Origin of the sequence: Paenibacillus helianthi (genome assembly GCF_001909055.1) — a bacterium.
Classification (GTDB): Bacteria; Bacillota; Bacilli; order Paenibacillales; family Paenibacillaceae; genus Paenibacillus_AQ; species Paenibacillus_AQ helianthi.
Map to the genome: position 1 here is coordinate 62,475 of NZ_LVWI01000032.1, position 23,259 is coordinate 85,733.

At 48.4% G+C, this 23,259-nt stretch carries 20 protein-coding genes and 1 pseudogene; 12 read left to right on the plus strand and 9 right to left on the minus strand.

Annotated elements, in window-relative coordinates:
• Positions 1 to 3 precede the first annotated feature (3 nt).
• Genes gndA through zwf form a run of 3 tightly spaced genes read right to left on the minus strand, consistent with a single transcriptional unit; the run spans position 4 to position 3,672 of the window.
• Positions 4 to 1,419 (minus strand): NADP-dependent phosphogluconate dehydrogenase, encoded by a 1,416-nt coding sequence (gene gndA, locus A3844_RS08825; RefSeq protein ID WP_074107196.1) that lies wholly within the window; start codon positions 1,417 to 1,419, stop codon positions 4 to 6.
• Between the two features lie 33 nt (positions 1,420 to 1,452).
• The gene (fsa, locus tag A3844_RS08830) at positions 1,453 to 2,121 is read right to left on the minus strand and encodes a fructose-6-phosphate aldolase (RefSeq protein WP_074107197.1); all 669 of its coding nucleotides are present in this window, start codon (positions 2,119 to 2,121) and stop codon (positions 1,453 to 1,455) included.
• A gap of 39 nt (positions 2,122 to 2,160) precedes the next feature.
• Positions 2,161 to 3,672: a glucose-6-phosphate dehydrogenase gene (gene zwf / locus A3844_RS08835; RefSeq protein ID WP_074084351.1), complete on the minus strand. Its 1,512-nt coding sequence runs from the start codon at positions 3,670 to 3,672 to the stop codon at positions 2,161 to 2,163.
• Positions 3,673 to 3,771: 99 nt separating this feature from the next.
• On the opposite strand from zwf, the gene A3844_RS08840 reads away from it, so the two are divergent.
• Both A3844_RS08840 and A3844_RS08845 read left to right on the plus strand, forming a co-directional pair.
• Positions 3,772 to 4,653 carry a LysR family transcriptional regulator gene (locus A3844_RS08840; RefSeq protein WP_074084350.1) on the plus strand — a complete coding sequence of 294 codons (882 nt, stop codon included), beginning with the start codon at positions 3,772 to 3,774 and terminating at the stop codon, positions 4,651 to 4,653.
• A 318-nt stretch (positions 4,654 to 4,971) separates the two neighbouring features.
• Positions 4,972 to 5,535, plus strand: a complete 564-nt coding sequence (locus A3844_RS08845) for a GNAT family N-acetyltransferase (protein ID WP_074107198.1) — start codon at positions 4,972 to 4,974, stop codon at positions 5,533 to 5,535.
• Positions 5,536 to 5,613: 78 nt separating this feature from the next.
• Here A3844_RS08845 and A3844_RS08850 read toward each other — a convergent pair whose 3' ends face one another.
• Together A3844_RS08850 and A3844_RS08855 are read right to left on the minus strand one after the other, a co-directional pair.
• Entirely contained in the window at positions 5,614 to 7,311 is a 1,698-nt protein-coding gene (locus A3844_RS08850) for a hypothetical protein (protein WP_074107199.1), read from the minus strand.
• Positions 7,312 to 7,443: 132 nt separating this feature from the next.
• A complete protein-coding gene (locus A3844_RS08855) occupies positions 7,444 to 8,049 on the minus strand; it encodes a GNAT family N-acetyltransferase (protein WP_074107200.1) in 606 nt (201 codons plus the stop codon).
• Positions 8,050 to 8,177: 128 nt separating this feature from the next.
• Between A3844_RS08855 and A3844_RS08860 the strand changes: the two genes are divergently transcribed.
• Both A3844_RS08860 and A3844_RS08865 read left to right on the plus strand, forming a co-directional pair.
• A complete protein-coding gene (locus A3844_RS08860) occupies positions 8,178 to 8,537 on the plus strand; it encodes a BlaI/MecI/CopY family transcriptional regulator (protein WP_074084346.1) in 360 nt (119 codons plus the stop codon).
• Positions 8,534 to 9,898, plus strand: a complete 1,365-nt coding sequence (locus A3844_RS08865) for a M56 family metallopeptidase (protein ID WP_074107201.1) — start codon at positions 8,534 to 8,536, stop codon at positions 9,896 to 9,898. Before A3844_RS08860 ends, A3844_RS08865 begins: the two co-directional genes overlap by 4 nt.
• Here the strand turns inward: A3844_RS08865 and A3844_RS08870 are convergent.
• Positions 9,832 to 10,827 carry a hypothetical protein gene (locus A3844_RS08870; protein ID WP_074107202.1) on the minus strand — a complete coding sequence of 332 codons (996 nt, stop codon included), beginning with the start codon at positions 10,825 to 10,827 and terminating at the stop codon, positions 9,832 to 9,834. The two genes, A3844_RS08865 and A3844_RS08870, sit on opposite strands and share 67 nt — an antisense overlap.
• Positions 10,828 to 10,852: 25 nt before the next feature.
• A complete protein-coding gene (locus tag A3844_RS08875) occupies positions 10,853 to 11,293 on the minus strand; it encodes a hypothetical protein (protein ID WP_074107203.1) in 441 nt (146 codons plus the stop codon).
• A 468-nt stretch (positions 11,294 to 11,761) separates the two neighbouring features.
• On the opposite strand from A3844_RS08875, the gene A3844_RS08880 reads away from it, so the two are divergent.
• Both A3844_RS08880 and A3844_RS08885 read left to right on the plus strand, forming a co-directional pair.
• Positions 11,762 to 12,130, plus strand: coding sequence for a VOC family protein (locus tag A3844_RS08880; RefSeq protein WP_074102455.1), 369 nt, complete (start codon positions 11,762 to 11,764; stop codon positions 12,128 to 12,130).
• An 848-nt stretch (positions 12,131 to 12,978) separates the two neighbouring features.
• Positions 12,979 to 13,485 (plus strand): annotated as a pseudogene (locus A3844_RS08885) (ClbS/DfsB family four-helix bundle protein); the annotation flags it as partial.
• Positions 13,486 to 13,815: 330 nt separating this feature from the next.
• Here A3844_RS08885 and A3844_RS08890 read toward each other — a convergent pair.
• The gene (locus A3844_RS08890) at positions 13,816 to 15,369 is read right to left on the minus strand and encodes a glycosyltransferase family 39 protein (protein ID WP_074107204.1); all 1,554 of its coding nucleotides are present in this window, start codon (positions 15,367 to 15,369) and stop codon (positions 13,816 to 13,818) included.
• A gap of 187 nt (positions 15,370 to 15,556) precedes the next feature.
• On the opposite strand from A3844_RS08890, the gene A3844_RS08895 reads away from it, so the two are divergent.
• The 3 genes from A3844_RS08895 to A3844_RS08905 all read left to right on the plus strand — a co-directional run bounded on the left by A3844_RS08895 (position 15,557) and on the right by A3844_RS08905 (position 20,237).
• On the plus strand, positions 15,557 to 16,546 hold the full coding sequence (locus A3844_RS08895; RefSeq protein WP_074107205.1) for a DUF4003 family protein: 990 nt from the start codon (positions 15,557 to 15,559) through the stop codon (positions 16,544 to 16,546).
• Positions 16,547 to 16,699: 153 nt separating this feature from the next.
• Positions 16,700 to 18,475 (plus strand): ABC transporter ATP-binding protein, encoded by a 1,776-nt coding sequence (locus tag A3844_RS08900; protein ID WP_074107237.1) that lies wholly within the window; start codon positions 16,700 to 16,702, stop codon positions 18,473 to 18,475.
• Positions 18,462 to 20,237, plus strand: coding sequence for an ABC transporter ATP-binding protein (locus tag A3844_RS08905; RefSeq protein ID WP_074107206.1), 1,776 nt, complete (start codon positions 18,462 to 18,464; stop codon positions 20,235 to 20,237). Before A3844_RS08900 ends, A3844_RS08905 begins: the two co-directional genes overlap by 14 nt.
• Positions 20,238 to 20,354: 117 nt before the next feature.
• Here A3844_RS08905 and A3844_RS08910 read toward each other — a convergent pair whose 3' ends face one another.
• Positions 20,355 to 21,260: a GNAT family N-acetyltransferase gene (locus A3844_RS08910; RefSeq protein WP_074107207.1), complete on the minus strand. Its 906-nt coding sequence runs from the start codon at positions 21,258 to 21,260 to the stop codon at positions 20,355 to 20,357.
• A 277-nt stretch (positions 21,261 to 21,537) separates the two neighbouring features.
• Here A3844_RS08910 and A3844_RS08915 point away from each other — a divergent pair, with 277 nt between their 5' ends.
• From A3844_RS08915 to A3844_RS08925, 3 genes are all read left to right on the plus strand, one after another.
• On the plus strand, positions 21,538 to 22,185 hold the full coding sequence (locus A3844_RS08915) for an alpha/beta hydrolase (RefSeq protein ID WP_143192051.1): 648 nt from the start codon (positions 21,538 to 21,540) through the stop codon (positions 22,183 to 22,185).
• A gap of 74 nt (positions 22,186 to 22,259) precedes the next feature.
• The gene (locus A3844_RS08920; protein WP_074102450.1) at positions 22,260 to 22,682 is read left to right on the plus strand and encodes a VOC family protein; all 423 of its coding nucleotides are present in this window, start codon (positions 22,260 to 22,262) and stop codon (positions 22,680 to 22,682) included.
• 20 nt (positions 22,683 to 22,702) lie between these two features.
• A complete protein-coding gene (locus tag A3844_RS08925) occupies positions 22,703 to 23,245 on the plus strand; it encodes a CDP-alcohol phosphatidyltransferase family protein (protein ID WP_208619409.1) in 543 nt (180 codons plus the stop codon).
• Positions 23,246 to 23,259 lie beyond the last annotated feature (14 nt).

Sequence of the window (23,259 nt, forward strand, 5' to 3'; positions counted from 1 at the left end):
TAATTATTTGCTGTCCATCCATTGAAAATGGAAGCTCCCCGGCTGATCCAGCCGTTCAAAGGTATGGGCTCCGAAATAATCTCTTTGGGCCTGCAGCAGGTTAGCCGGGAGACGTTCCGAACGATAGCTGTCATAATAGGCCAGGCCGGAGGCAAAGGCCGGAACCGGAATCCCTCTTTTAACGGCAATCGCAACCACATCTCTCCAGGCTTCCTGGTAGTTGTGAACAACGCCGCTGAAATACTCATCCAGGAAAAGGTTTTTCAGCTCAGGGTCGCGGTCATAGGCGTCCTTGATATTCTGCAGGAAGCCTGCACGGATGATGCAGCCTCCACGGAAGATCATCGCAATACTGCCATAGCTCAGGTTCCAGTTATATTCGTCTGAAGCCACTCTCATCTGGGCAAAGCCCTGGGCGTAGGAGGCGATTTTGCTGGCATACAGGGCTTTGCGGACCGCTTCGATGAATTCCTTGGCATCGCCGTCATAACCCTTGACTTCAGGGCCCTTCAGACGTTTGCTCGCAGCCACGCGTTCTTCCTTCATCGCCGAGATAAACCGTGCAAAGACGGATTCAGTAATGATGGACAACGGAACGCCCAAATCGAGGGCATTTTGACTTGTCCATTTACCTGTTCCCTTTTGTCCGGCGGAATCCAGGATGACATCGACCATCGGCTTGCCTGTATCCGGGTCAGCTTTGGCGAAAATGTCGGCTGTAATCTCAATGAGATAGCTGTTTAGCTCCCCGCGGTTCCACTCTGAGAAAATCTCATGTAACTCATGGGTGTCCAGGCCCAGTACATCCTTCAGCAGTTGATACGCTTCGCCAATAAGCTGCATATCGCCGTATTCAATGCCGTTATGCACCATTTTGACATAGTGTCCGGCACCGTCTTCTCCGATGTAGGTCGAGCAAGGATCGCCGTCCACTTTGGCAGAAATAGCTGTCAGGATCGGCTCCACCAGCTCGTAGGCATCCTTTTGTCCGCCCGGCATAATCGCCGGTCCCTTCAGCGCTCCTTCTTCACCGCCTGATACCCCTGCGCCGATAAACCGGAAGCCTTGGGCCTGCAGCTCCTTATTCCGTCTTTGCGTATCCGGGAAAAAGGCATTCCCGCCGTCAATCAGGATATCCCCTGGCGACAAATGCGGCACCAGTTGCTGAATCGTATCATCTGTCGGTTTGCCGGCCTTGACCATGATCATGATTTTGCGCGGCGTCTCCAGGGATTCGACAAACTCTTCGATGCTGTAAGCACCGGCGAAGTTTTTACCTGCTGCTTCTGCCAGCAGCTCATCCGTTTTCTCCCGGGAACGGTTATACAGGGCTACCGAGAACCCTTTGCTCTCCATATTCAAGGCCAGGTTCTTGCCCATGACGGCCAAGCCGACCACACCAATCTGCTGTTTACCCATTTAATAGACCTCCTATATATGTGCTGAGTCGTTTTAGACCTGCGGAGCCTTTTTCCAGTCAGCAGCGAACTTCTCCAGTCCCTGATCGGTCAGCGGATGCTTGGAGATTTGCTCAATGACGCTGAACGGAATGGTGGCAATATGTGCACCGGCCATCGCTACGCGGGTCACGTGGTCCGGATGGCGGACCGAAGCGGCGATAATTTGCGCGCCGAGGTTATGAATACGGAACAGCTCGGCGACTTTCACGATCAATTGGACTCCATCCTCCGAAATATCATCCAGGCGGCCCAGGAATGGCGATACGTAGGTAGCTCCTGCACGGGCAGCGAGCAATGCCTGGTTGACGGTGAAGATCAGGGTCACGTTGGTTTTTACACCCTTTTGGGTCAGATACCGGCAGGCTTCCAGACCTGCGAGCGTCATCGGGAGCTTGATGGTAATGTTTTTATCATAATCGTTGATCTTGATCAGCTCGTTAGCCTGTGCAATCATCTCTTCCGCAGTAACGGCATCCGGTGTAACTTCGGCCGATACAGATTCCACCTCAGGCACGATGCGCAGGATTTCTGCAATGCGGTCTTCGAATTTCACGCCTTCTTTAGCGACCAGGGACGGGTTCGTGGTAACGCCGGACAGGACACCGATCTGGTATGCTTTTTTGATGTCTTCCACATTTGCCGTATCGATAAAAAATTTCATATTTGTAAACCTCCATTTTTAGTTGAACTAAACTTAGTATTAAAAATTTGAAGCATCAGGCAATGGCACTTCCATTTCTTCTTCAATTGCAGAGTCGAGCCACCAGTGATGTCCATCCTTGGCCAGCAGCTGATCCGATTCAGCGGGTCCGAACGTGCCCGCAGCATACGGATAAAGAGGAACACTATTCTTGGCAAAAGCATCCAGGATCGGCTGCACCCATTTCCAGGACAACTCCACCTCATCCCAATGCGCAAAGAACGACGGATCACCGTGTAAAGCGTCATAAATCAGATTCTCATATGCCTCCGGCACTTCAATAGAGCTCGTATGGAAGTCAATGTGCATTGCCTTGAACTTCCCTTTGTACCGGGGATCTCTTGCTTTGAGCTGCAGGGTAATGCCTTCGTTCGGGCTGATCTCGAATACCAGAAGATTGGGGATATCATCCTCGGCGGCGGACGAGTTCTGCTTGAGCGGCTCCTTGAACTCAATCACAATGCGCGTCGATTTCTCTTTCATTCTTTTCCCGGTCCGGATATAGAAAGGAACACCCTTCCAGAAAGGATCATCGATCGTAAGTCTGGCTGCAATAAACGTATCATTCATCGATCCGGGTGCAATTCCTGGTTCGGATGTATAGCCTGTGACCGGTTTGCCCTGGATAGTGCCTGCGCTGTACTGCCCCCGGATCACGCCAAACTGGACATCCGCTTCTTCCAGCGGCTCCAGAGCTTCCATAACCTCTTTCTTCTTGAAGCGGACCTCTTCGGCAGAACTGTCCTTCGGCAGGCGGATCGCCAGCATCATGAGCAGCTGCAGCATATGATTCTGGAACATGTCTCTGAGCGCACCCACATGGTCGTAATAGCCCGCTCTTTCTTCCACACCCACGGTTTCGCCTGCGGTAATCTGCACATTGGCAATGTAGCGGTTGTTCCACAGTGCATGAAGCACCGGATTCGTCTGCTGGAACACATCCAGCTCCTGCACCATCGGTTTGCCAAGGTAATGGTCGATCCGGAAAATTTCATCCTCGGTAAAAGCCTCGCTCAGCTTCAAATTCAGCTCCTGCGCTGACTGCAGATCATGTCCGAAAGGCTTCTCGATCACCAGGCGTTTCCAGCCTTTGGCGGCACCCAGGCCACTTTCTTTAATGTTCAAGGCAATCGGTTCAAAAAACTCGGGGCCGACGGATAAGTAGAACATCCGGTTAGGGGAACTTCCCATACCCTTTTCCTGCTGTTCCACCCGCTCCAATAACTTCAGATAATCCTCTGTGTGCCCTACATCCAGCACATTATATCGGAAGGCCTTCAGAAAGCCGCGCACGGACGCAGAATCATTTACTTCCCGCCGGGAAAAGTCCCGGATCGACCGCTCCACCATAGCCTGAAAGGCTTCATCAGCCACTTCTCTTCTGCCAAGACCAATCACAGAGAATGAATGGTGCAGCTTGTGATCGAGATACAGATTATACAGCGCAGGGTAGATCTTTCTACGGGCTAAATCTCCTGTCGCTCCAAACAAAACAAATGTGGTTGCCTCCATCTCCATTCTCCTTCTGCTCTGGTTTAACTTTCCTGGTTACACTATAATACAAATACGACCTATACAAGTAATTAATATATTTCACAGGAGCTATAGACCATGTCTATGAACAATTTTGAACTGTACAAAGTTTTTTACTGGGCAGCCAAAACCGGAAGCCTGACCCAAGCCGCCAAATCCCTGTATATTACCCAGCCAAGTGTCAGCCATGCCATTAAGCAATTGGAGGACAGCTTTGGCCTGACCCTGTTTACCCGGAATTCCAAAGGTGTCGCCCTGACACCGGAAGGAGCCACCCTGTACTCGTATATTGAGCAGTCGCACATCCTGATCACCCAGGCGGAGAAGAAGATGACCGAGCTCAAAAACCTCGACAACGGAGAGCTGCGGATCGGCGGCAGTGACTCCCTGTTCAAGCATTATCTGCTGCCCTTCATCGAAATTTTTCATCAGCGCTACCCCGGCATCCGGCTGCATCTGATCCACGGAACCACACCGGAAGTCATCTCCTACTTAAAAGAAGGGCTCGTCGACCTGGGCGTAGTACGCATGCCAATCACCGATCCCCAGCTAGAGGTGCGGCAGGGTCTGCAGCTGCAGGACTGCTTCATCGCGGGCTGCCATTATGCCGAGTTGAATCAGAAGGTGCTCTCGATCAAGGAGCTGCTTCAGTATCCCATTATCCTCTTCTCCCGCAGTAGCCGGGCACGAATGGCGATCACGGACTTGTTCCAGGGGTACGGCTATGATCTGAAGCCTGAATTTGAGGTCGGCAGCGTTGGCCTGCTGATCGAATTCGCCCGCAAAGGGCTCGGCATCTCCTTCGTCACCCGTGAATTCGTGTCCAAGGAGCTGGAAGAAGGCTCTCTTTTCGAGATTAAGCTCGACGTGCAGCTCCCCCCTGCCCAGGTGGGCATGATGACGATGCGCAACATGCCGCTAACGACGGCGGCGAGCAAGTTCATTGAGCTTACGAAGTAGGAAGACTGGGGCAGGAATGAAACGCCTCTTGGGGTTTCAACAACGGCATTTCTGCCGTTGTTCCCGTACGATTTCATCCTTGGCGATGAACCAGAACGAAAGAACATCATCCTTCCCTAAAAGACTCTCAAAACCCGGTTCCTTCTATGTGCGCTCTTGGAAAAGCTGCCGCTTACGAAGCAGACGAAACACTCCTTCCAATTTCTTTGCAGTGTGAACAATATGGGAAAAATGTATTTTTTAATTGAAATTTACAAACAAGTGTTCTATGCTGAGGATCTACATTAATGGGGAAGGTGAATCAAGGGGATGAATATTATGAATCCATTTGAACATTGTCCAATCTATGAAACCGATCATTTAGTATTCACAAAAGTTAAAGAAGAAGATGCACAAGAGCTTTTTGATTGTTATTCCGACCCGATAACGAAAGGTCATATGAATAATGATAATTGTGGCGGCGAATGGGATTGTCCCAGTATAGATCATGTTAGACAAGGGATTAGTGGATGGAATAAAGAATTCGACGCCGGATTTTTTATTCGATGGAGTGTCCGTTACAAGCAGCTGCATAAAATAATTGGAACCATTGAAATAGCACCTATCCCTAATACAACAAGGTTTCTGGATGGTGTTTGCCAATCAGGTATTCTGAGAATTGACATGATTTCATCCCTTGAAAATCGGGCAATTTTTTCCGAGATTATAAAAATAGTAACTGATCATTTTTACATGGATTTTGGGATAGAAAATATTATTACGAAAGCCACAACAGATGATATCGAAAGAATTCAAGCCTTAGAGGATAACCATTTTATTAAGCTAGAGGATAACCCCTTTATACCTTTTGATCATTATTATCTAAAAAAGAATAAGGATTAATATCAGCATAATAATAAAAATCGGCACTCAAACTTTGGTCAGTTTGGATGCCGATTTTAATATCAAGCGCCTCCCCTATTATTTCAACGGAATAGAATAAAATAACCGGCTGCCCTTGTTGTTGGTGTACCAGACAATTTTATCACCAACCAGAATAGGATTGGTCTCAGATAAGGCAAAGTGCGCAAGGGTCTGAATGCCTCCTGTGGCCTGCCCGTTTCCATCAATATATACATATTTCAGGTCGCCAGCATTCCCTTTCTTATCGAATTCCTGCCACAGCACCATCAGCCTGTCATCCGAGATTTTAACTAATTTAGGAATGGATGCGATCTTGTCTGTTCCAACATACTTAGCCAAAGTGATGTGCTGGACAGAAGCGCTGGACATACTAGACTTGGGCAGCACACTAAGTAGGATATCCCGCTGGTCTATGTCCAGACCTACCATCTCATAAGAGGTATATTCCGTAACAGCTGAATGGTCCACGCTGTTCATCGCGACGATATAACTGCCCGAGGACATTTCAAATCCGCCGATAGATACACCGGTAGCATTCGCTCCAATCGCACCTGGAATAGCAAATAAATCCACCTTACTGTAGCTATTCCCGTCCCCTTTACTCAGCACGACCGAACGGGGATAGGCGTCCCCATGATCCACAAGAACCTGAGCACTGCCGTCGAACAACACATATTGATCGAAGGAATGGCTGACATGATTTTTCTGGAATCTCCCCAGATCATTAGTCACCTTCATAGTTGAGGTATTTACCATAATCGTAAGCTGGGACTGATGATTTAATCCATCGGGTGTGGTATATCTTTTACGTGCGGTGTGTAACACCAGGGTATCCCCATATTCCGCCATCCGGCCGGAACCCGCTTCAAAAGGTTCAATCGTATAGCTCTCCCCGCCTTTAATGGAGACACTGTCGATCCGATTGAAGCTTTTATCATACCGGACTATACGAATCACTTCTTTATCGTTGTTCTCCTCCGTATTCTCTTGCCCAAAAGCGATATAGTTATATTTCACGCCGCTATAAAAACCCCCGAACAACGGAAGCTCGTACCCAAGCTTGTTGCTGGCAATCAACTCATATTTCTCATTATAGGTTTCAATCGTAATCTCTTTATTCGCCTCTATGACACTCACCGTCTGATCCTGATTATTGACCAGGTAGGAGGTGACCGGACTTTTCCATCTCGGAAAATCGGAAGTTTCTCCGTTATCCTTAACCGCAAAGGCTGTCTTCGCCCGATAAGCGTTGTCAGGAGTCTTCGAGAATACTGATATTTGATTGGATTGATTGTCGTATTCAATATCAAATGGAATCTTGCCCGACAAATCTCTTAATTGAAAATAATTGCTGCCGCCTATCGTATAGGCTGTAATCTGTTGCTGCTTTCCATCGACCAGGATCTTGGAAGTGGAGAGTGAGGCAATGTATTTTGTACTGCGGCTGTAATAGCTGCTGTTGGGTGACGCTTCAGGCGTATAGGCTTGTCCTGTTACAATCTCTACTGCGTTCTGCTGTTTATTCCAAGTCACATCGAATTGGCTCGACGTCCCCGATAATTGCTTCGCAATATCCCGCAGACTGTAATAATTGCTGCCCGCTATGTTGAAGCCGTATAGTGACTGTTCCTCTCCATTAAAGTATGTCTTGCTGTCTGTCAGCATAGCCTGGGCAGTATTGCCGGCAAGTGCTGGCCTGCTTAGTAGCGGTGCAAGCAATAACAGGACCAGCAGTAACTTCATCAACCTTTTCATTCTTCATTTCCTCCATTACTTCATTCAATGTACAGAAGCCGCTTGGGCTTCATGTAGTCTTTATCGGTTGTCCGGCAGCATCCAATCACCCTAACGTGGAGCAGACTCAGGGATTATAAAACCGCCCGCCCACTACTTGAAATGGAGATACCAGTACACGGCAACCTCTTCACACGCTTTTGGAATCCCTCTATACACATATTTATCGAATCCGCCAATGACGAACCCGATACTCTCATAGAACCTGCAAGCACTCACGTTTATACTCTGCGTTTCCAGCATAATTCCAGGCAGTTCCTGTTCCAACGCCCAATGTCTGGCCTGTTCCATTAACTGTCTGCCGACCCCATGCCGTCTGAATGCTTTGTCCACCTGTATCATTTCAATAAGAGCATAATGGTTCCAATTCTTCTTCAACACGATTCGGCCCACTATCTGATTTTCAGCAAAAGCCAAATAGGTCACCTGATCGGGATGAATAAGCTCGGTGGAACCGTCCGCTGCATCTGCCTCTTCAGAGACTTCTGCTGTGTAGCTCTTCTCATAGCTTGGAATATCTTTCACAGTATAGTTGAACTGATTCCCCGAAAATGACAGGACGAGAACTGAATCTACGATAAAGGAATCATCGATGTCCGCCAAGCAGCCCTGCTCTTCAACCGCCATTTCACGGATGGAGATATCAAGAGAAGCTGAAGCTTCTTCATCGTGTGCTCTCCATACTTCATTTTGATTCATTTTTGAACCCTCCTTTAATTTTTACAATCCTGGCGCTTACTTCGTCACCCTTGACAAAACAGGTCTACTCCAATAAACTCCTAGCTAAAGGTCTATTGCAATAAACTTAGGGCTTGAGGTGAGAGAAAATGGAGCCGTATAAACTGTTTGATGCGGAATATAAATTTGTATCGCTCATTTGGGAGCACGAACCGGTGAATTCAACTGAACTGGTGAAGCTGTGCCAAGGCGAATTAGGCTGGAAAAAATCCACGACCTATACCGTACTAAGGAAGCTGTGTGAACGTGGGGTTTTACAAAATGAAAAGACTATAGTGACAGCCCTGATCAAACGCGGGGATGCCCAAAGATATGAGAGTGAAGCCCTGCTCGACAAAGCCTTTGACGGCTCATTGCCGAAATTCCTAACCGCCTTCTTAGGTACCCGCCGGATCTCCCCCACAGAAGCAGAGCAGCTCAAACGCATCATTGAGGAGGCCACCCAATGATCGCATGGTTCACCGCCATCCTGAATATGAGCATTACCGCAAGTTATGTAGCCGTTGCTGTGATCATCGTCCGCCTGTTTTTGCGTAAAGCCCCCAGAACCTTTTCCTATATACTATGGGCGGCTGTGCTCATAAGGCTGATACTCCCTGTTAGCTATTGTTCCGGCCTCAGTCTTCTAAGCTTGCTGGTACCTAATGTTCAGACGGGGAGCGGAGCGATGGAATATGTCTCAGGTCAGATCGGCCTAATGAATACCCCTGCGATCAACATTGGGACCGATATCGTCAACCAAGTAGTTAATGCTTCGCTGCCCCCTGCCACCCCAGCCGGAAGTGTGAATTCCATGCAAATCATTATGGAGCTTGCCGCCATAGTCTGGCTAGTTGGCATCGTGCTGCTACTGGGCTACAGTGTAATTTCCTACCTTAAACTCTTGGACAGAGTGAGAACGGCTACGCTTGTGGATGGACCTGTTTTTGAATCGGATCGGGTCACTACACCTTTTGTCTATGGCTTCATCCGGCCCAGAATCGTGATTCCAATTGGCCTCAGGGACAACGAGCTGACTTATATCCTGGAGCATGAGCTGACGCATGTCCGTAGACGGGATTATCTGATTAAGCCGTTTGCGTTCCTGGTGCTTACTCTTCACTGGTTCAATCCGCTGATGTGGATCTCTTTCATGCTGATGAGCAAGGATATGGAGATGTCCTGCGACGAAAGTGTGCTGCGCAAACTGGGTAATGGGGCAAAAGCCGGTTATTCCCGCTCGCTGCTGGCATTTTCCGTAAAACGGGGGCGTCCGCTGTCCGGCAGTCCGCTTGCCTTTGGCGAGAGCAGCATTCATGCCAGAATTAATAATATCCTGAACTATAAAAAGCCAAAGGTTGGAGCGGTCGCCGCAGCCTGTGTGATATCAGTGATCTTCATGGTGGGGTTTACCGCCAACCCGGCCGGCAAGCAGGAAGGTTCAGTTGATCAGCCGGGCAAGCTTGCTTCCGTCTGGGCGAATGCCCTCGTCTCCCGTGACGGTCACCCCCGCTATAAAATGATGTCGGCCGCCATGAAGGAGCAATTCAAGCAAGAGCAAATCGCAAGAAGCGGCAGGGACTGGAATTACAACATCGGCGTATCCAGCCCTTGGGTAGTCGATTACAAAATTCACATGGAGGGCCACACCGCCCGCATCACTTACCTCACCCAAACCAGCGAGCCAGCCCATTACCAAACGGAAGAGAGCCTTACCTTCAGGGTTGAAGACGGGAAACTCGTGGTTGCAGAGTATCACACGGTTTATGAGGATAGGCCTTTTAATGCGGAAGCTAGTATCTCTGCCTTTAACTCCTGGGTTAAGGGCTGATTGTGAAATGTCAAAGCGTACGGATTGATCTCCACCTCCTTGCCTTCCTCAGCCATCTTTTCAGCCATATAGAGCAGCCCCTTTAATGGACTCGTTGATTCATTCAACAGATGGACCGTTAGTTCGTCTAATAACTGCTGTTCATGGACAGATTGGAACTGCAGCAACCCGTGAGTGCTCCGGAGCTGTGATTCATAATCACTATAGTTCTCAATGACATCCCAGCCGGGCCATATACACTGAAGCTGCCTGGATAAGCCGGAAATCACATCAGCATGCCAAAATTCCAATCGTTTCTGCGGAATATCCAGATGGAAGCCACCCAGAGGAAAGTCTTTCTTCCATTCGCTAAGCTCAAGCTTGGGATAGCCATATGCTCTATTGATCTTCTGGACCATTTCAGGGCCATGAAATAAATACTCATCAATCCCTCCCCCCAAGGGGAACATTAGCATTTCATTTGCTGAGAAGCTTACACTGGCTATGGTTTCAACCCAGTCCCGGTATTCAGGAGGCGCTAAACTTATATCTTTTAAATCATCCTCATGATCGGTTAGCACCTTTTCCTTGGGGTAACCTACATAAGAGGCAATATCGGCAATGCCGCCGGAAGCCCATTCCACTTCCCAACCCGCCCACGTTTTCCCCAAAAGCTGTAAATATAGATTTCGAAGCGGAATGTCAAACCGTATATCTTCACCGCCGTAGATCAACAATTTCTTCATGTCTACATCAAGAACCGCACCGCCTTCAGCCCATATATCATTGAGCCACCCGGATTCATCTACCTTAGTTTGCATTTCAATAAATGGGGTAGCATACTCCGGCCCCCAGAACAGGTCACGTGGCAGCGTATTCGCACACCAATGGCTATAATACAACTCATAAGTTCGATTCTTGACAATGACGAGATTTGCCCTTTGACCCACTTGTATTCTCCGTTCAAAATAAATTCTAATACCTAGCCCAAACTACTGTTAATTTGAACCCTAACCGTCTTTCCATCTCTGGAATCAAATCCGTTAATACATCTTCATTCCCTCTACCTTCAATAACAAACCTAGCGAACCCCGCAGGCAAGTGATAGTCCAGACGGTTAAGATTTGTTCCCTGATTGCAGCAGGGCATATGTATGCTTAAGTCATCAAAATCATGGGCGAAGCTCCTTGTCATCTCTTCCTGCCACCATGCCACATCCAGTATTTCAGAACAAAAAGGGCAGGCCACATACTCGAAATTCCCTCCTTGATCAATAAACTGGACCGAATCAAAGACATGAATATCGTAAGTGATCGCGTGGTCATCCAGAAGACTTCTCAGATTCTGAATCATGGGCGAAGCCGGTATCAATGTATAGTTCTCCTCAGGGATCAGCCTTATGATGTTCTCGGACATTTGATGCTCCCTTCGTTGAAGCCATATGATTTCTTACTAATAAGTCTTTTCCATAGGTTGCGTAGGAATTTAAGAAGTTGTTATCAATATGAAGATGCTTCAAAAACCGAATAGAAGAAATCGAAAATAGAAAGAACGCTACTGACATACTGTTGGCAGTAGGGGGATTGTATACTCAAGACATCCAAAGTGAAAGTGAGGTTATCTAGATGGAATGTCTTTAAAAGAAACGAATGGTACGCTGAAGGCTACTCCCCCTGCTGGAGAGCTACAGGATACCGCATCTTTTCGCGGATTCCATGAGAGATTTGTACAAATGCTTAACAAACTCACGTTAGTTGATGTTTTCAGTATTGAATGCGACTCCTTTTGTACAGGGTAGCACAAGCTAAACATTAACACACTCCGTACATTGGCCATTAATGAACACCTGTAACATAAACTACCGCATATACTAAGGAGGACACTATGTCAGTAATTGGACCCGACTTCATTTCACTTCAAGTGAGCAATCTTGAAAGCTCTGCGGAATTCTATCAAAACCATCTCGGACTTGTCCGCTCACAGGCGGGACCACCTCATGCTGTGGTCTTTGAAACAAAGCCTATTGCATTTGCTCTTCGTGACCTAATGCCAGGAGTAGAACTCGGTTCAGGTACTCAGCCTGGACTTGGTGTCGCTCTCTGGCTTCATGCCCCTGATACGCAAGAAATCCACGACAAGCTTATTGCAGCAGGCGTAAAGATTACATCCGCACCAATAGATGGACCATTCGGGCGAACCTTTACATTTGCCGACCCAGACGGTTACCTAGTTACCCTTCACAGTAAAGCCTAAATCCGTAAATGTATCAAGCAAGCTTATGATAGTGATGACTTCCTCTGTCACAGGGAGCCAGGTGATTATTACGAGGTTAAGATTATTTCTCTAAAAGTGATATACTCCCCGTACGGTAGACAGGTGAAATCATTAAACCTGTTACTGTAAGAGGAGTTTTTGCATGTCTAAAGGAAGCTTAGTGCAACGGAGGAAGTTAGCTATCCTTCAAGAGATTGAAAGGAAAGCCCCCATAATGGAATAAAGGGAACATCCGTATGAATTCTCCAAATCACTGCTCCAGCTGAATTCACATAATCCTTATAATGAATGCCAAGGGACCTGATAAGATTGCCGTATACACTTCTCCATAAGTACCCATTCCATTTCTGTCTGAGTAATATGAATGACATTGGTTAGAGATACCAATATTATCATGCTGCATGATCTGAAGCGAAGTGGAAAAAGTAAAACTAATCCCCTGGAAATGCAGCTCAAAAGGGGATTAGTGGGATTTTGTACACCTAATTACAGTCCATTTCCACCTTACAGGTGGTTTCAGCAGAATTAGTGATCCTTTTTCCAACTACGAGTCCTCCATGAGCCCAATGAGTTCCATTAGTGATCCTTTTTCCACTAAGAGCGGCTGCAATTCCTCTCAATTCCTCTCGATTCCTAATTCCTCAATTCAACTTCAAATATACATACTCCCAAACCAGCTAAATGCCAAAAGAACACAGAAAAACCCGGCTACTCTCCCATCACGGAGGTAACCGGGTTATGTATTAATCCATACCCATAGGATAAATATGACATACTGCTGTCACTGCTCTATGATATAACAAAGACAAAAATGAGGTGCGAAAGCTATGGCGAGCTATGAGTATTTGTCCAAGGAGGATCTGCTAGAGGCCATTCACACTAAATATATCCTTCTGGATGCAGAATTCGAGGACATCGACAATAGCCAGAAAGATGTGAGAATACCCGAAGCAGATAAAACCCCTGCCGAGGTCATCGCCTACCAGCTAGGCTGGCTTCACCTTGTTATGGGCTGGGACAAGGATGAACGGGAAGGCCGGGCCGTGAGTATGCCCTCTCCAGGCTACAAATGGAACCAGCTTGGCGGACTGTACCAGTCTTTTTACAGAACATACGCCGGGTATTCCCTCCCCGAGCTGCGGGGCTTATTCCGGCAGATGGAACAGCAGTGGCTAGACTGGGTGGGCACGTTAACGGAAGAAGAGCTTTTTACGCAGGGCATCCGCCATTGGACCGGCAACAAGGTGAACTGGCCCATGGCAAGATGGATTCACATCAATTCGGTGGCACCCTTCACCAGCTTCCGGGCAAAGCTCAGAAAGTGGAAGAAATACATACACATTCACTTGGTACCCGTTGATCCGCCCGTTGATCCACTCGTTGATCCGCCCGTTGATCCACTCGTTGATCCGTCGGTTGATCCGCCGTCCGTCCCTTGACCGCCGTTTCTTTGCGTCCTGCCATTCATGCCAGGAAAGCCGCCGTTCCCCCGGCCTCCACCCTTAAAGTTCTTGCCGCCGTTCATTCCCGGGAATCCGTTCATCCTTGAACCGGAGTCGGTACTCGGGATTTGTTGGGCGGTAATGGCGTCACAGGAGACAAGCACCATGGAACAGCTAAGCATTAGAAGCAGCACTGAGATACAGGTTCTCTTGCTCCGCATCCTATGACACCTTCTTTCTGAATATATAATCGTATATGTCCTTGAATCCCATGTAAGAAAATATAATCAGCAGCGGATACACCGGATAAATATAGCGGGACTTGATCTCCCACAGCAGATAGAATCCGATGAACCCCAGAATCACCAGAATTAGAGGAGTTTCAGCATACCGCCCAGCCTTTAATCCGCCGATCAACCGAACAAGAATACCAGCATACATTACCATATTCAGGACATACATCATCCAGATCAATCCTCTTCTGGCATCCGAATCTCCCTTGAACCCATCCGAAGCAAACGTATGATATACATAGCTATCCATAACAAAGCCCATTCTTCCGCGATTGCTGGACGAGCCGTCATTACCTATCCCATACCGCTCCATCTGGTACGTACCTTCAGTCCAGGTCCATATCAGCTTTTTATAATACATCTTCCCTAACTCGCCCACCGTGGCTGCAGACAACTTATTCACGATGGACTCCTTGAACAGCTCCGTGCTTTCCGCTTTGTTATAGCCCGCATCCTGCTGATAGATGCTATAGCTCTCCCGGTTATCCCAGAAGCCGAACGTCTCCAGATTGATGCCCATATTCAGCCACATATAGACAGGCGCTGAGTTGGTATTGACCGGTTCTTCTACGACATGTGTAGCCTGCAGCACAGCATTTTGCGTCCAGTTCGGAACATTGAAGAGTACGGCTGTGATGCCTGCTGCGATGATGAGTTTTTTGAGCCCAAGGGTCCGCATGTGAAATAGAAGAGTTAGCAGCACCGTAATCAGGAAAATAACGCCAATACTCCGGAAATAGTTCCCTACTGCCAGCAGAATGGCTGCGATGAGGATATCCCTCAGTGAATGAGTTCTTATGAACCGTATTGCAAAATAGAATGCACTGGTCAGAAAAGCGGTGGCAATCACGTCATTATAGATGAGATTACTCATGAACAACGAAGGAATGTAAGTCGCGGCAAACACCAGGACTCCATAGTCATTAAGCTTGGACTTCGTGTTGAGCTCTTTGTACAGCAAGTAGATCATTAGCGTAGTAACCAGTGAAAACAGAATATTGAAACCCTTGATCACCAGATAATTATCCGGAAACAGGTACAGCAGCGTCTTCAAATACAGCACGATGGAGAATTGGAACGGAAACATATGAAGATAGCCGCTTGTTTCGAAGGAAGAATAATCGTTCCGGTACAGCATATCCATAGCCAGTGAGAGCACCGTCTGGGAATCATCCGTGGGCAAGCGGGTGAACAGGAAGATGATCACGATTTGGATGGCACAAGAAAAAAGCAGCGTGAGCGGAATGACTATCCTCGGACTGTACTTATCGAGCTTCAGGCACATTCTATACAGAACGATGCTTGCAGCAAGGACGACTAAGATCAGCACAATGAACATAAGCAGCTTTTGCCGTTCCAGAACCGGCGTGTCGCCGTCTGCAAAATAGTTGTACTCCGCCCGGAGAAAGAAGGAGGAAGCGATGAACAGGCTTATAAAAAGAGCCAGTATGACATACAATGTTCGTTGAATTCCCTTTACCATGGACAACCTCCCTAGCAGCAGTGCCTGTGTTGTATTTATCACATGCCTGGATATATAGAAGCAGTATAATGGTCCAATCTGAAAATTTGATGAAAGTCACGCAGATCTGAACAGGAACGGAAGAGAATGAACATACGTAAGAGATCCTATGAAATTCAATACAGTCTAGATAAGAGGAGTGTATCCGATGAAAGAGCCCTATTCGGCCAAGCTTGAATTATTTGCTGAGAATGCACAGCGGGTCAAAAAAGGATTTGCCTGGAAAAATGCCCAGGTCAACCGCCTGGCGGCACTGCTGTACACTGCCGAGAACAAAATAGCCGACAGTGACGCGATTCGTGCCAGCTATGAATTGATTAAGGAGCATACCGGAAGCTTTTCTACATTTAGAGGTACTACCGCAATCAGCATTGCCGCCCTGCTCTCCCTATCTGCTGAACAAGAGCGGCAGCTCGCAGACACATTGGCTGTCTATGAAATGCTCAAGGATGTTAAATTCAGAGCCTCTGACTATCTTGTCATAGCCGCCTATCAGATCGCTGTGAATACAACACCGGATCAATATCAACAGACAGTGGAACGGGCAAAAGCGTTCTATGACCGCATGAAGTCCAGGCACCCTTTCCTTACGGGCCGTGACGACTATATCTTCGCTGCGATGCTCGGCCTCTCTGGTATCAACGTGGAGAGCGGAGTAGAACGGATGGAGCAGCTATATGCTGTGCTGAAACCCGAGTTTCTGTCCGGAAACAGCGTACAGGCGCTGACGCAGGTGCTGGTTCTTGGGGAAGATGCCTCGGAAACAGCAGCCCACGTACTTGCCCTGCGCGAGGCGTTTCGCGCTAGAGGAATCCGGCTAGATAAAGAATATACCCTATCCTCTCTTGGCGTATTATCTCTGCTGCCCTGCACCCAGGGAGAGATCGTGAATGATGTCTCGGAGACCTATGAGTTTCTGCGCACCCAAAAGGGCTTCGGCAGCTGGTCCATTACGAAGCAGGAGCTGCTCCTGCTGTCGGCTGCTATGGTAGCTTTCAAATATGTAGAAGAGGCTAAAAACGGTGTGGTGACCACGACGCTGACCACCAGTATTACCAACATTGTCATCGCGCAGCAGACCGCTATTGCCGCGGCGGCTGCCGCATCAGCAGCCAGCGCATCTTCAGCTTCAAGTTAGTCCATTGGTTGCGCATTCAAAAGTTCAATCGATTGTAACAAGAAAATTATTCAATTCCAGTTACTGGCTGCATGTAAGTGTTATAATCACTTTGATTTATTCACTCACTCCTGTATGGCAGGGGTGAAAGAACATGCAGAAACAGGTGATCAAATGTTTGAACTGAAATGGCTGTGGCAGAATCTGCAGGGAAACCGGACCCGGTATATTCTGGCGCTATGTCTATCGGTGGCGGGCTCAAGTCTGACGATTGTGAATCCGTACCTCAGCCAGCGTATCGTCGATACGTTCATTGCCGGAGACGATGCCGTGCAGAATCTGACGGATAAGCGCGGGCTGCTCATTATGCTATGCCTGGGGATGATTGGCTTTTCCCTGCTCCGCACAGGTCTGGCTTATTTTACGACCATGCAATATGAGCGCTCTTCGCAGAACATGCTGTACCGCATCCGCATCTATTTGTACAACAAGATTCAAGGACAGGACCGGGAGTATTACGACCATAACCGCACCGGTGATCTCATGACCAAGATGACAGGGGATCTGGACATGGTCCGGCACTCGATGGCGTGGATTTTCAAAACGATCATCGAATCGCTCACGATTTTCGCGGCCGCCGTGATCTATTTTTTCAGCATCGATATCGGCCTGACGTTGTGGATGCTCACCCTGTCACCGCTAATTTTTGTCGTAGCCTACATATTTGCCAAGCATGTACGCCCCATGTATGTGGACCTGCGCGAGCGGCTGTCCCAGCTTAACACGACCACGCAGGAGAACATTTCCGGCAACCGGGTGGTCAAGGCTTTTGCCCGCGAGGCATACGAAATTGAGAAATTCACAGAAAAGAACGTCAACTTCTCGACCGCGAATAAAAAAGCAGCGCTCGTATGGCTGGACTACTTCCCGTATCTGGAAACCTTTGCCCAGGGCTTCAACGTCATCCTGATGCTGGTGGGCGGGCTCTACCTGATGGATAACCGGATCACCTTTGGTGAATTCGCTGCCTTCTCCTCACTGGTCTGGGCCATCTCGAACCCTATGCGCAACATCGGCATCATTATCAACGACATTCAGCGCTTTTTCGCCAGCTTGACCAAGATCGTCGAGATCTATTACGCCCGGCCGACTATTGTCAACGAGCATAAGGCTACCACCAAACGCCGCTATGAAGGCCGGATCACGTTCGAGCATGTCACCTTCAAATATGACAGCGCTACAGTTCTGGATGATGTCAGCTTCACGGTGGAGCCCGGCGAAACCATTGCAATTATGGGTTCGACAGGGTCAGGCAAAACAACTCTCATCAATCTGATCCCCCGCTTCTATGATGTGTCCGGCGGGCGTGTGCTGGTAGACGGGGTTGATGTCCGTGAGCTGGAGCTTGACGAGCTGCGCGGCAATATCGGTATGGCCACTCAGGACGTTCTTCTGTTCTCCGATACCATCGACGGAAACATTGCCTATGGCGAACCCGAGCTTCCAGAGGAAGAGGTCGTAGCCTATGCCAGACTCGCAGCCGCCCACGATTTCATTGTCCGGATGCCCGAAGGGTATGATACCGTGGTTGGGGAGCGCGGCGTCGGCCTGTCCGGCGGGCAGAAGCAGCGCATTGCGCTTGCCCGCGCCCTAGCTGTCCAGCGGTCCATCCTGGTTCTGGATGATACCACCTCCGCTGTGGATCTGGAGACGGAGGAGCACATTCAGAACAGTCTGCGCGGGCTGGACTATCCCTGCACGAAGCTGATTATCGCACAGCGGGTATCCACCACTGCTGAGGCTGACCGCATCCTCATCCTGGATGGCGGACGGCTGATTGAAGAAGGCACCCATGCCGAACTGCTGGCACAGCGGGGCTATTATTATGATGTATTTATGCTGCAGAACGAGGGTATTGGAAGGCAGGTGATGGCTCATGGCCAGGAATAAATTCGACGTCGACGAGAATCTGGAGTCGCCTTTTGACATCAGGCACTTCCGCCGTGCGATGATCTATATCCGGCGGAAGAAGACGCCGATGATTGTCGCATTTATACTGAGTGCTCTCTCAGCAGCCATCGCATTGTCGGCACCGCTGATCCTGCAGCATGTCGTTGACGTAACCATCCCCGCTAAGGAGAAGCTTCACTTGGTGGGGTGGTCGCTCCTGATGCTGCTGACCATCGTGGTCAGCGTCATTCTGGCTACCGTCCGCTCACGGATCATGACGAGCGTTGGGCAGGATATTATATTTGACATCCGCACGGATTTGTTCGCACATTTGCAGGAGCTGCCCTTCAAATATTACGACGACCGCCCGCAGGGTAAAATCCTGATTCGGGTCGTGAACTACGTCAACGCGGTTTCCGATGTGTTATCGAACGGGATCATCAACTTTATTCTGGAGATTGTCAATTTAATCTTTATCGCCGCATTCATGTTCGCCGTGGATGTAAGGCTCTCCTTCGTCATTCTTGCAGGACTGCCAGTGTTCCTAGGCATCATGCTGCTGATCAAAACCCGGCAGCGGCGCGCATGGCAGGCCGTATCCAACAAAAGCTCCAATCTGAACGCCTATACACAGGAGAGCATTACCGGTATTGGCGTGACACAGATCTTTTCCCGTGAGCAGCAGAATGAAGGGATTTTCACACGCCTGTCCGGCAATTTCCGCAAGGAGTGGATGCGGGCGGTATCTTACAATATGCTGATTCCTTTTTCGGTAGACAACCTGTCCACCATCGTTACAGCCTTGATCTTTCTTGTAGGTCTGCTGACCCTGGACCCCAAGGATGTTACCTTTGGAGTCATTCTGGCCATGAGCAGCTACGCCGCCCGCTTCTGGCAGCCGATTCTGAATCTCTCGAACCTGTACAATAACTTCATTAATGCCGTAGCCTATCTGGAGCGTATCTTTGAAACGCTGGATGAGCCGGTTACCGTCAGTGATATTCCGGATGCCCGGGAGCTTCCGCCCGTTCAAGGCCGGGTCACCTTCGATGATGTGACCTTCGCCTATGACCCGGGGCTCAACATTCTGGAGAATATCTCCTTCGACGTCAAGCCCGGAGAGAGCATTGCCCTGGTTGGACCGACAGGTGCAGGCAAAACGACCGTCGTCAATTTGATCTCGCGTTTCTATGACTTGACCGGGGGACGAATTCTGATCGACGGCCAGGATATTTCGCAGATTACGCTAAAGTCTCTGCGCAGCCAAATGGGGATTATGCTTCAGGACAGCTTCATCTTCTCGGGCACCATTCTGGACAATATCCGTTACGGGAAGCTCGATGCTACCGAAGAAGAAGTCATCGCTGCCGCCAAAGCGGTCTGCGCCGACGATTTCATCCGTGAATTCGATCAGGGCTACCTGACCGAGGTCAATGAGCGCGGCTCCAAGCTGTCGCAGGGACAGCGGCAGCTCATCTCTTTTGCCAGAACGCTGCTAGCCGATCCGCGGATTCTCATCCTGGATGAAGCCACTTCGTCCATCGATGCGAAGACGGAACGCCTGCTGCAGAAAGGTCTGAACGAACTGCTCAAGGGACGAACCTCGTTCATTATTGCGCATCGCCTCTCCACCGTTAGGAACTGCGACCGCATCATGTATGTATCAGACAAAGGCATCGCGGAGAGCGGCTCGCATGATGAATTGATTGCCCGCCAGGGTCTGTATTACCGGCTGTATTCGGCGCAAAAGATGGAAGCCTGAGACACAGTAAGGCTCCAATAGCAGAAGGAAGACCCCGGTTCCAGGAACCGGGGTCTTCTTATGTCCTTTTAAGTGATAACAGGTAATCCTTTACACGTCCGGCTGTCCGCATCCGGTTTAACAAATCTCATAGCCAACCGTCAGTCTGAATCCATACAGCTCGTAGCCGATCTGCGTATAGAGGCGAATAGCCTTCTGATTGTTTCCATGCGTGCCCAGGGTAGCGATGGTTTTCCCCTGCGTTTTCAGGTAATCCAGTGCAGTACAGATGATGTTCCGGGCAATACCTTGTTTCTGCCATTCTGGAATGACAAATACATTCTCCGTTGCACTTCTCTCCTCTGATATTCTCCAGGTCGAGGTATTGGCGATCAACTCGCTGCCATGAAACGCACAGAAGTTGACCATTTCCTGCGCTCCCTGCATCCAGCTTAATTGGTTCATGCTCCACGCCACACCGTCAAAGGAAGCAAGTTCCGCTTGGTGATACTTCTCCAGAGCCTCACTGTTATCCAGTACAAAGGGCTGTACCTGCACACCATCAGGTAATGGATACCTCGGAATCTCCTGCTCCAGATCATACTTGAACACCACAATCGTATCAAAGATGGTAAATCCGCGTGCGAGGTAATAGCACAATTCTTTTAGGTTATCCGTGTCAAAATAGTTAGCCATCACAATACGCTTATCCGGATACTGCGCTTTGATGTCTCTGGACCGTCTGATCAATGCAGTTGTCAGAGCATCCTTGACACGCTCATCCTCCCTATTGTCCGCAAAGATAATATCAAAAGTCAGATAGCGGACAAAGTTGCTGTCATCCGCCTGCCGGACCGCATGAAAGGTATCATGCTCCATCAGATGGGCCACGGCTACAATTTCCCCAGCTCCATTAACTGCGCAGAACATATTTTGCTTATCCAGATCGCCATGATACAGAAACAGCATGTTAAGAACAAAATCCAGACTTTCAATTTGCGCTGCATCTTCCTCTTGCGGATTGCGGATTACAAAATCATTCATTTACGAACACCGTCTCCCATCATTTGGAATCCTTTAACCTAAATAATGGGCTTGCAGGCTCAATCCGGCAAGGTAGAGTTTTAATATAGGCATTTTCACCTGGATATCTTCTGGCTGCATTCCTTGACCTTGAAGTATACTTCAACCTTTATACTCTAGATATCGTACTCCAAACGGAAAGGTGGTCTATCTATCACATGGAAATATACAACAAAAGGCGTTCTATAAGGAGCTTCCTATTTGAAAAGTAGAGAACACCCTGAAGCACCTTGAGCACATGGGCGTAGAAAATATAAAGCCTTACCGGATAGGTAAAGTTAAATTATCCAGCGATGTTGCGGAGTACTCCTTTGAGGACATGCAGGTATTCACATTAAATGATAAGAAATCTCCTGATCAGAAGGTGATTCTCTATATCCATGGCGGTGCCCATACCCATCAACCGTTAGCTTTTCACTTCAGGTTCATGGATCACATGGCTCAAACCTTGAATGCCAAAATCATTGCGCCCATTTATCCCAAGGTGCCTAATTTCAACTATCAGCATACCTATCCAAGACTCCTGAACTTATACAGAGAAATTCTTGAATCCATTAAGAATCCTGAACAACTAACCCTCATGGGAGATTCGGCAGGCGGAAATATCTCGCTTAGCTTCGCACATTACATCCAAATGAATCATCTTCCGCAGCCCAAAGATATTATTTTGTTATCTCCATGCGTGGATATGGTATTGGATAATCCGGTGCTGTTCGACTATGTGACAAGGGACCCCATGTTGGCTGTGGAAGGATATGATGTGATACACCAAGGCATCGCTCACAACACCTTTGTGTATCCCAAAGTGAATCATGTTTTCGTTCTTTTTCCTATCCCTGAAGCCCAGGATGCAAAACGCAAAATGATTGACATTATTAACAGTTGAATGAAGGAGCCTATGCTATACTCTTTACGTCAATTGGGATGAACTCCCAATCAACTAGGACTGGAGATGAAGCAATGATTATAACACCTACGTTACATTTTCACGGAGAATGCGAAGAGGCCATCGGACTATATCAGCAAGCGTTTGACATCAGAATAGACTTCATGTTGCATTATACCGACGCTAACCAACAAGACTGGAATCATGAATTGACAGAAGAACAAAAAGGCTATGTCTATCATGCTGAGGCTTATCTCGGGGAACAGCGCATCATGCTCTCGGATGAACTAGCCCCAGCAGCAGCTGCAAGCACATCATTATTTCTTACGATCACCTTTGAAACCGCCACTCAAGTAAAAAAGGCCTATGAAGTTTTGAAGGCTGGAGGTACGATCATTCATCCGCTGCGCAGTACGACCTATAGCTCCTGTATGGTTTCCCTTGTCGATAAGTTTGGCATCCGCTGGGGACTCATGACGGAACAGACCGATAGATAGAATCTAAGTGTGAAAATGAGGTGGCACGAATCCAGCATATACCTAATACGCTCTCTGCGCTGAGGATACTGTGCTCTCTGCTGCTGCTCATTGTGCAACCGTTATCCGCCATGTTTTTTGTTATCTACATCGTATGCGGGACCAGCGATGTGCTCGATGGATATATCGCAAGAAAGACCAACAGTACCAGTCCCTTAGGAGCCAGTATAGACAGTGTCGCGGATGTTGTTTTTATATCAGCTCTGCTGGCTGTCTTCCTTCCGATTCTTCAACTCTCCTTGTGGGTCATCTGCTGGATAGGCTCTGTTGCTCTGGTTCGCTTGGGCTCATTGCTGGTCGGATATGTAAAATACCACGCATTGTCTTTCCTACATACCTATGCCAACAAAGCAACAGGACTAGCGTTATTCAGTTTTCCGTTTCTGTACAGCATATTCGGACTCACCGCAACATCCATTGTAATTTGCGGATTAGCCAGCTGCTCGGCCATGGAAGAACTGATTATCAACATAAAATCCAAAGAGCTGTTAAGGGATGACGCGGGGTGGATGTTTAGAAAGTGAGGAGTTTATGAAAG

What these genes read in the sequence shown, in the direction of transcription:
- A3844_RS08915 (WP_143192051.1), top strand. Translation starts at nt 21,538, where the DNA reads ATGGGCGTAGAAAATATAAAGCCTTACCGGATAGGTAAAGTTAAATTA.
- A3844_RS08895 (WP_074107205.1), top strand. Translation starts at nt 15,557, where the DNA reads ATGAAAGAGCCCTATTCGGCCAAGCTTGAATTATTTGCTGAGAATGCA.
- zwf (WP_074084351.1), bottom strand. Translation starts at nt 3,672, where the DNA reads ATGGAGGCAACCACATTTGTTTTGTTTGGAGCGACAGGAGATTTAGCC.
- A3844_RS08860 (WP_074084346.1), top strand. Translation starts at nt 8,178, where the DNA reads ATGGAGCCGTATAAACTGTTTGATGCGGAATATAAATTTGTATCGCTC.
- A3844_RS08910 (WP_074107207.1), bottom strand. Translation starts at nt 21,260, where the DNA reads ATGAATGATTTTGTAATCCGCAATCCGCAAGAGGAAGATGCAGCGCAA.
- A3844_RS08875 (WP_074107203.1), bottom strand. Translation starts at nt 11,293, where the DNA reads ATGTCCGAGAACATCATAAGGCTGATCCCTGAGGAGAACTATACATTG.
- A3844_RS08920 (WP_074102450.1), top strand. Translation starts at nt 22,260, where the DNA reads ATGATTATAACACCTACGTTACATTTTCACGGAGAATGCGAAGAGGCC.
- A3844_RS08900 (WP_074107237.1), top strand. Translation starts at nt 16,700, where the DNA reads ATGTTTGAACTGAAATGGCTGTGGCAGAATCTGCAGGGAAACCGGACC.
- A3844_RS08905 (WP_074107206.1), top strand. Translation starts at nt 18,462, where the DNA reads ATGGCCAGGAATAAATTCGACGTCGACGAGAATCTGGAGTCGCCTTTT.
- A3844_RS08880 (WP_074102455.1), top strand. Translation starts at nt 11,762, where the DNA reads ATGTCAGTAATTGGACCCGACTTCATTTCACTTCAAGTGAGCAATCTT.
- A3844_RS08890 (WP_074107204.1), bottom strand. Translation starts at nt 15,369, where the DNA reads ATGGTAAAGGGAATTCAACGAACATTGTATGTCATACTGGCTCTTTTT.
- A3844_RS08845 (WP_074107198.1), top strand. Translation starts at nt 4,972, where the DNA reads ATGAATCCATTTGAACATTGTCCAATCTATGAAACCGATCATTTAGTA.
- A3844_RS08865 (WP_074107201.1), top strand. Translation starts at nt 8,534, where the DNA reads ATGATCGCATGGTTCACCGCCATCCTGAATATGAGCATTACCGCAAGT.
- A3844_RS08850 (WP_074107199.1), bottom strand. Translation starts at nt 7,311, where the DNA reads ATGAAAAGGTTGATGAAGTTACTGCTGGTCCTGTTATTGCTTGCACCG.
- A3844_RS08855 (WP_074107200.1), bottom strand. Translation starts at nt 8,049, where the DNA reads ATGAATCAAAATGAAGTATGGAGAGCACACGATGAAGAAGCTTCAGCT.
- fsa (WP_074107197.1), bottom strand. Translation starts at nt 2,121, where the DNA reads ATGAAATTTTTTATCGATACGGCAAATGTGGAAGACATCAAAAAAGCA.
- A3844_RS08840 (WP_074084350.1), top strand. Translation starts at nt 3,772, where the DNA reads ATGTCTATGAACAATTTTGAACTGTACAAAGTTTTTTACTGGGCAGCC.
- gndA (WP_074107196.1), bottom strand. Translation starts at nt 1,419, where the DNA reads ATGGGTAAACAGCAGATTGGTGTGGTCGGCTTGGCCGTCATGGGCAAG.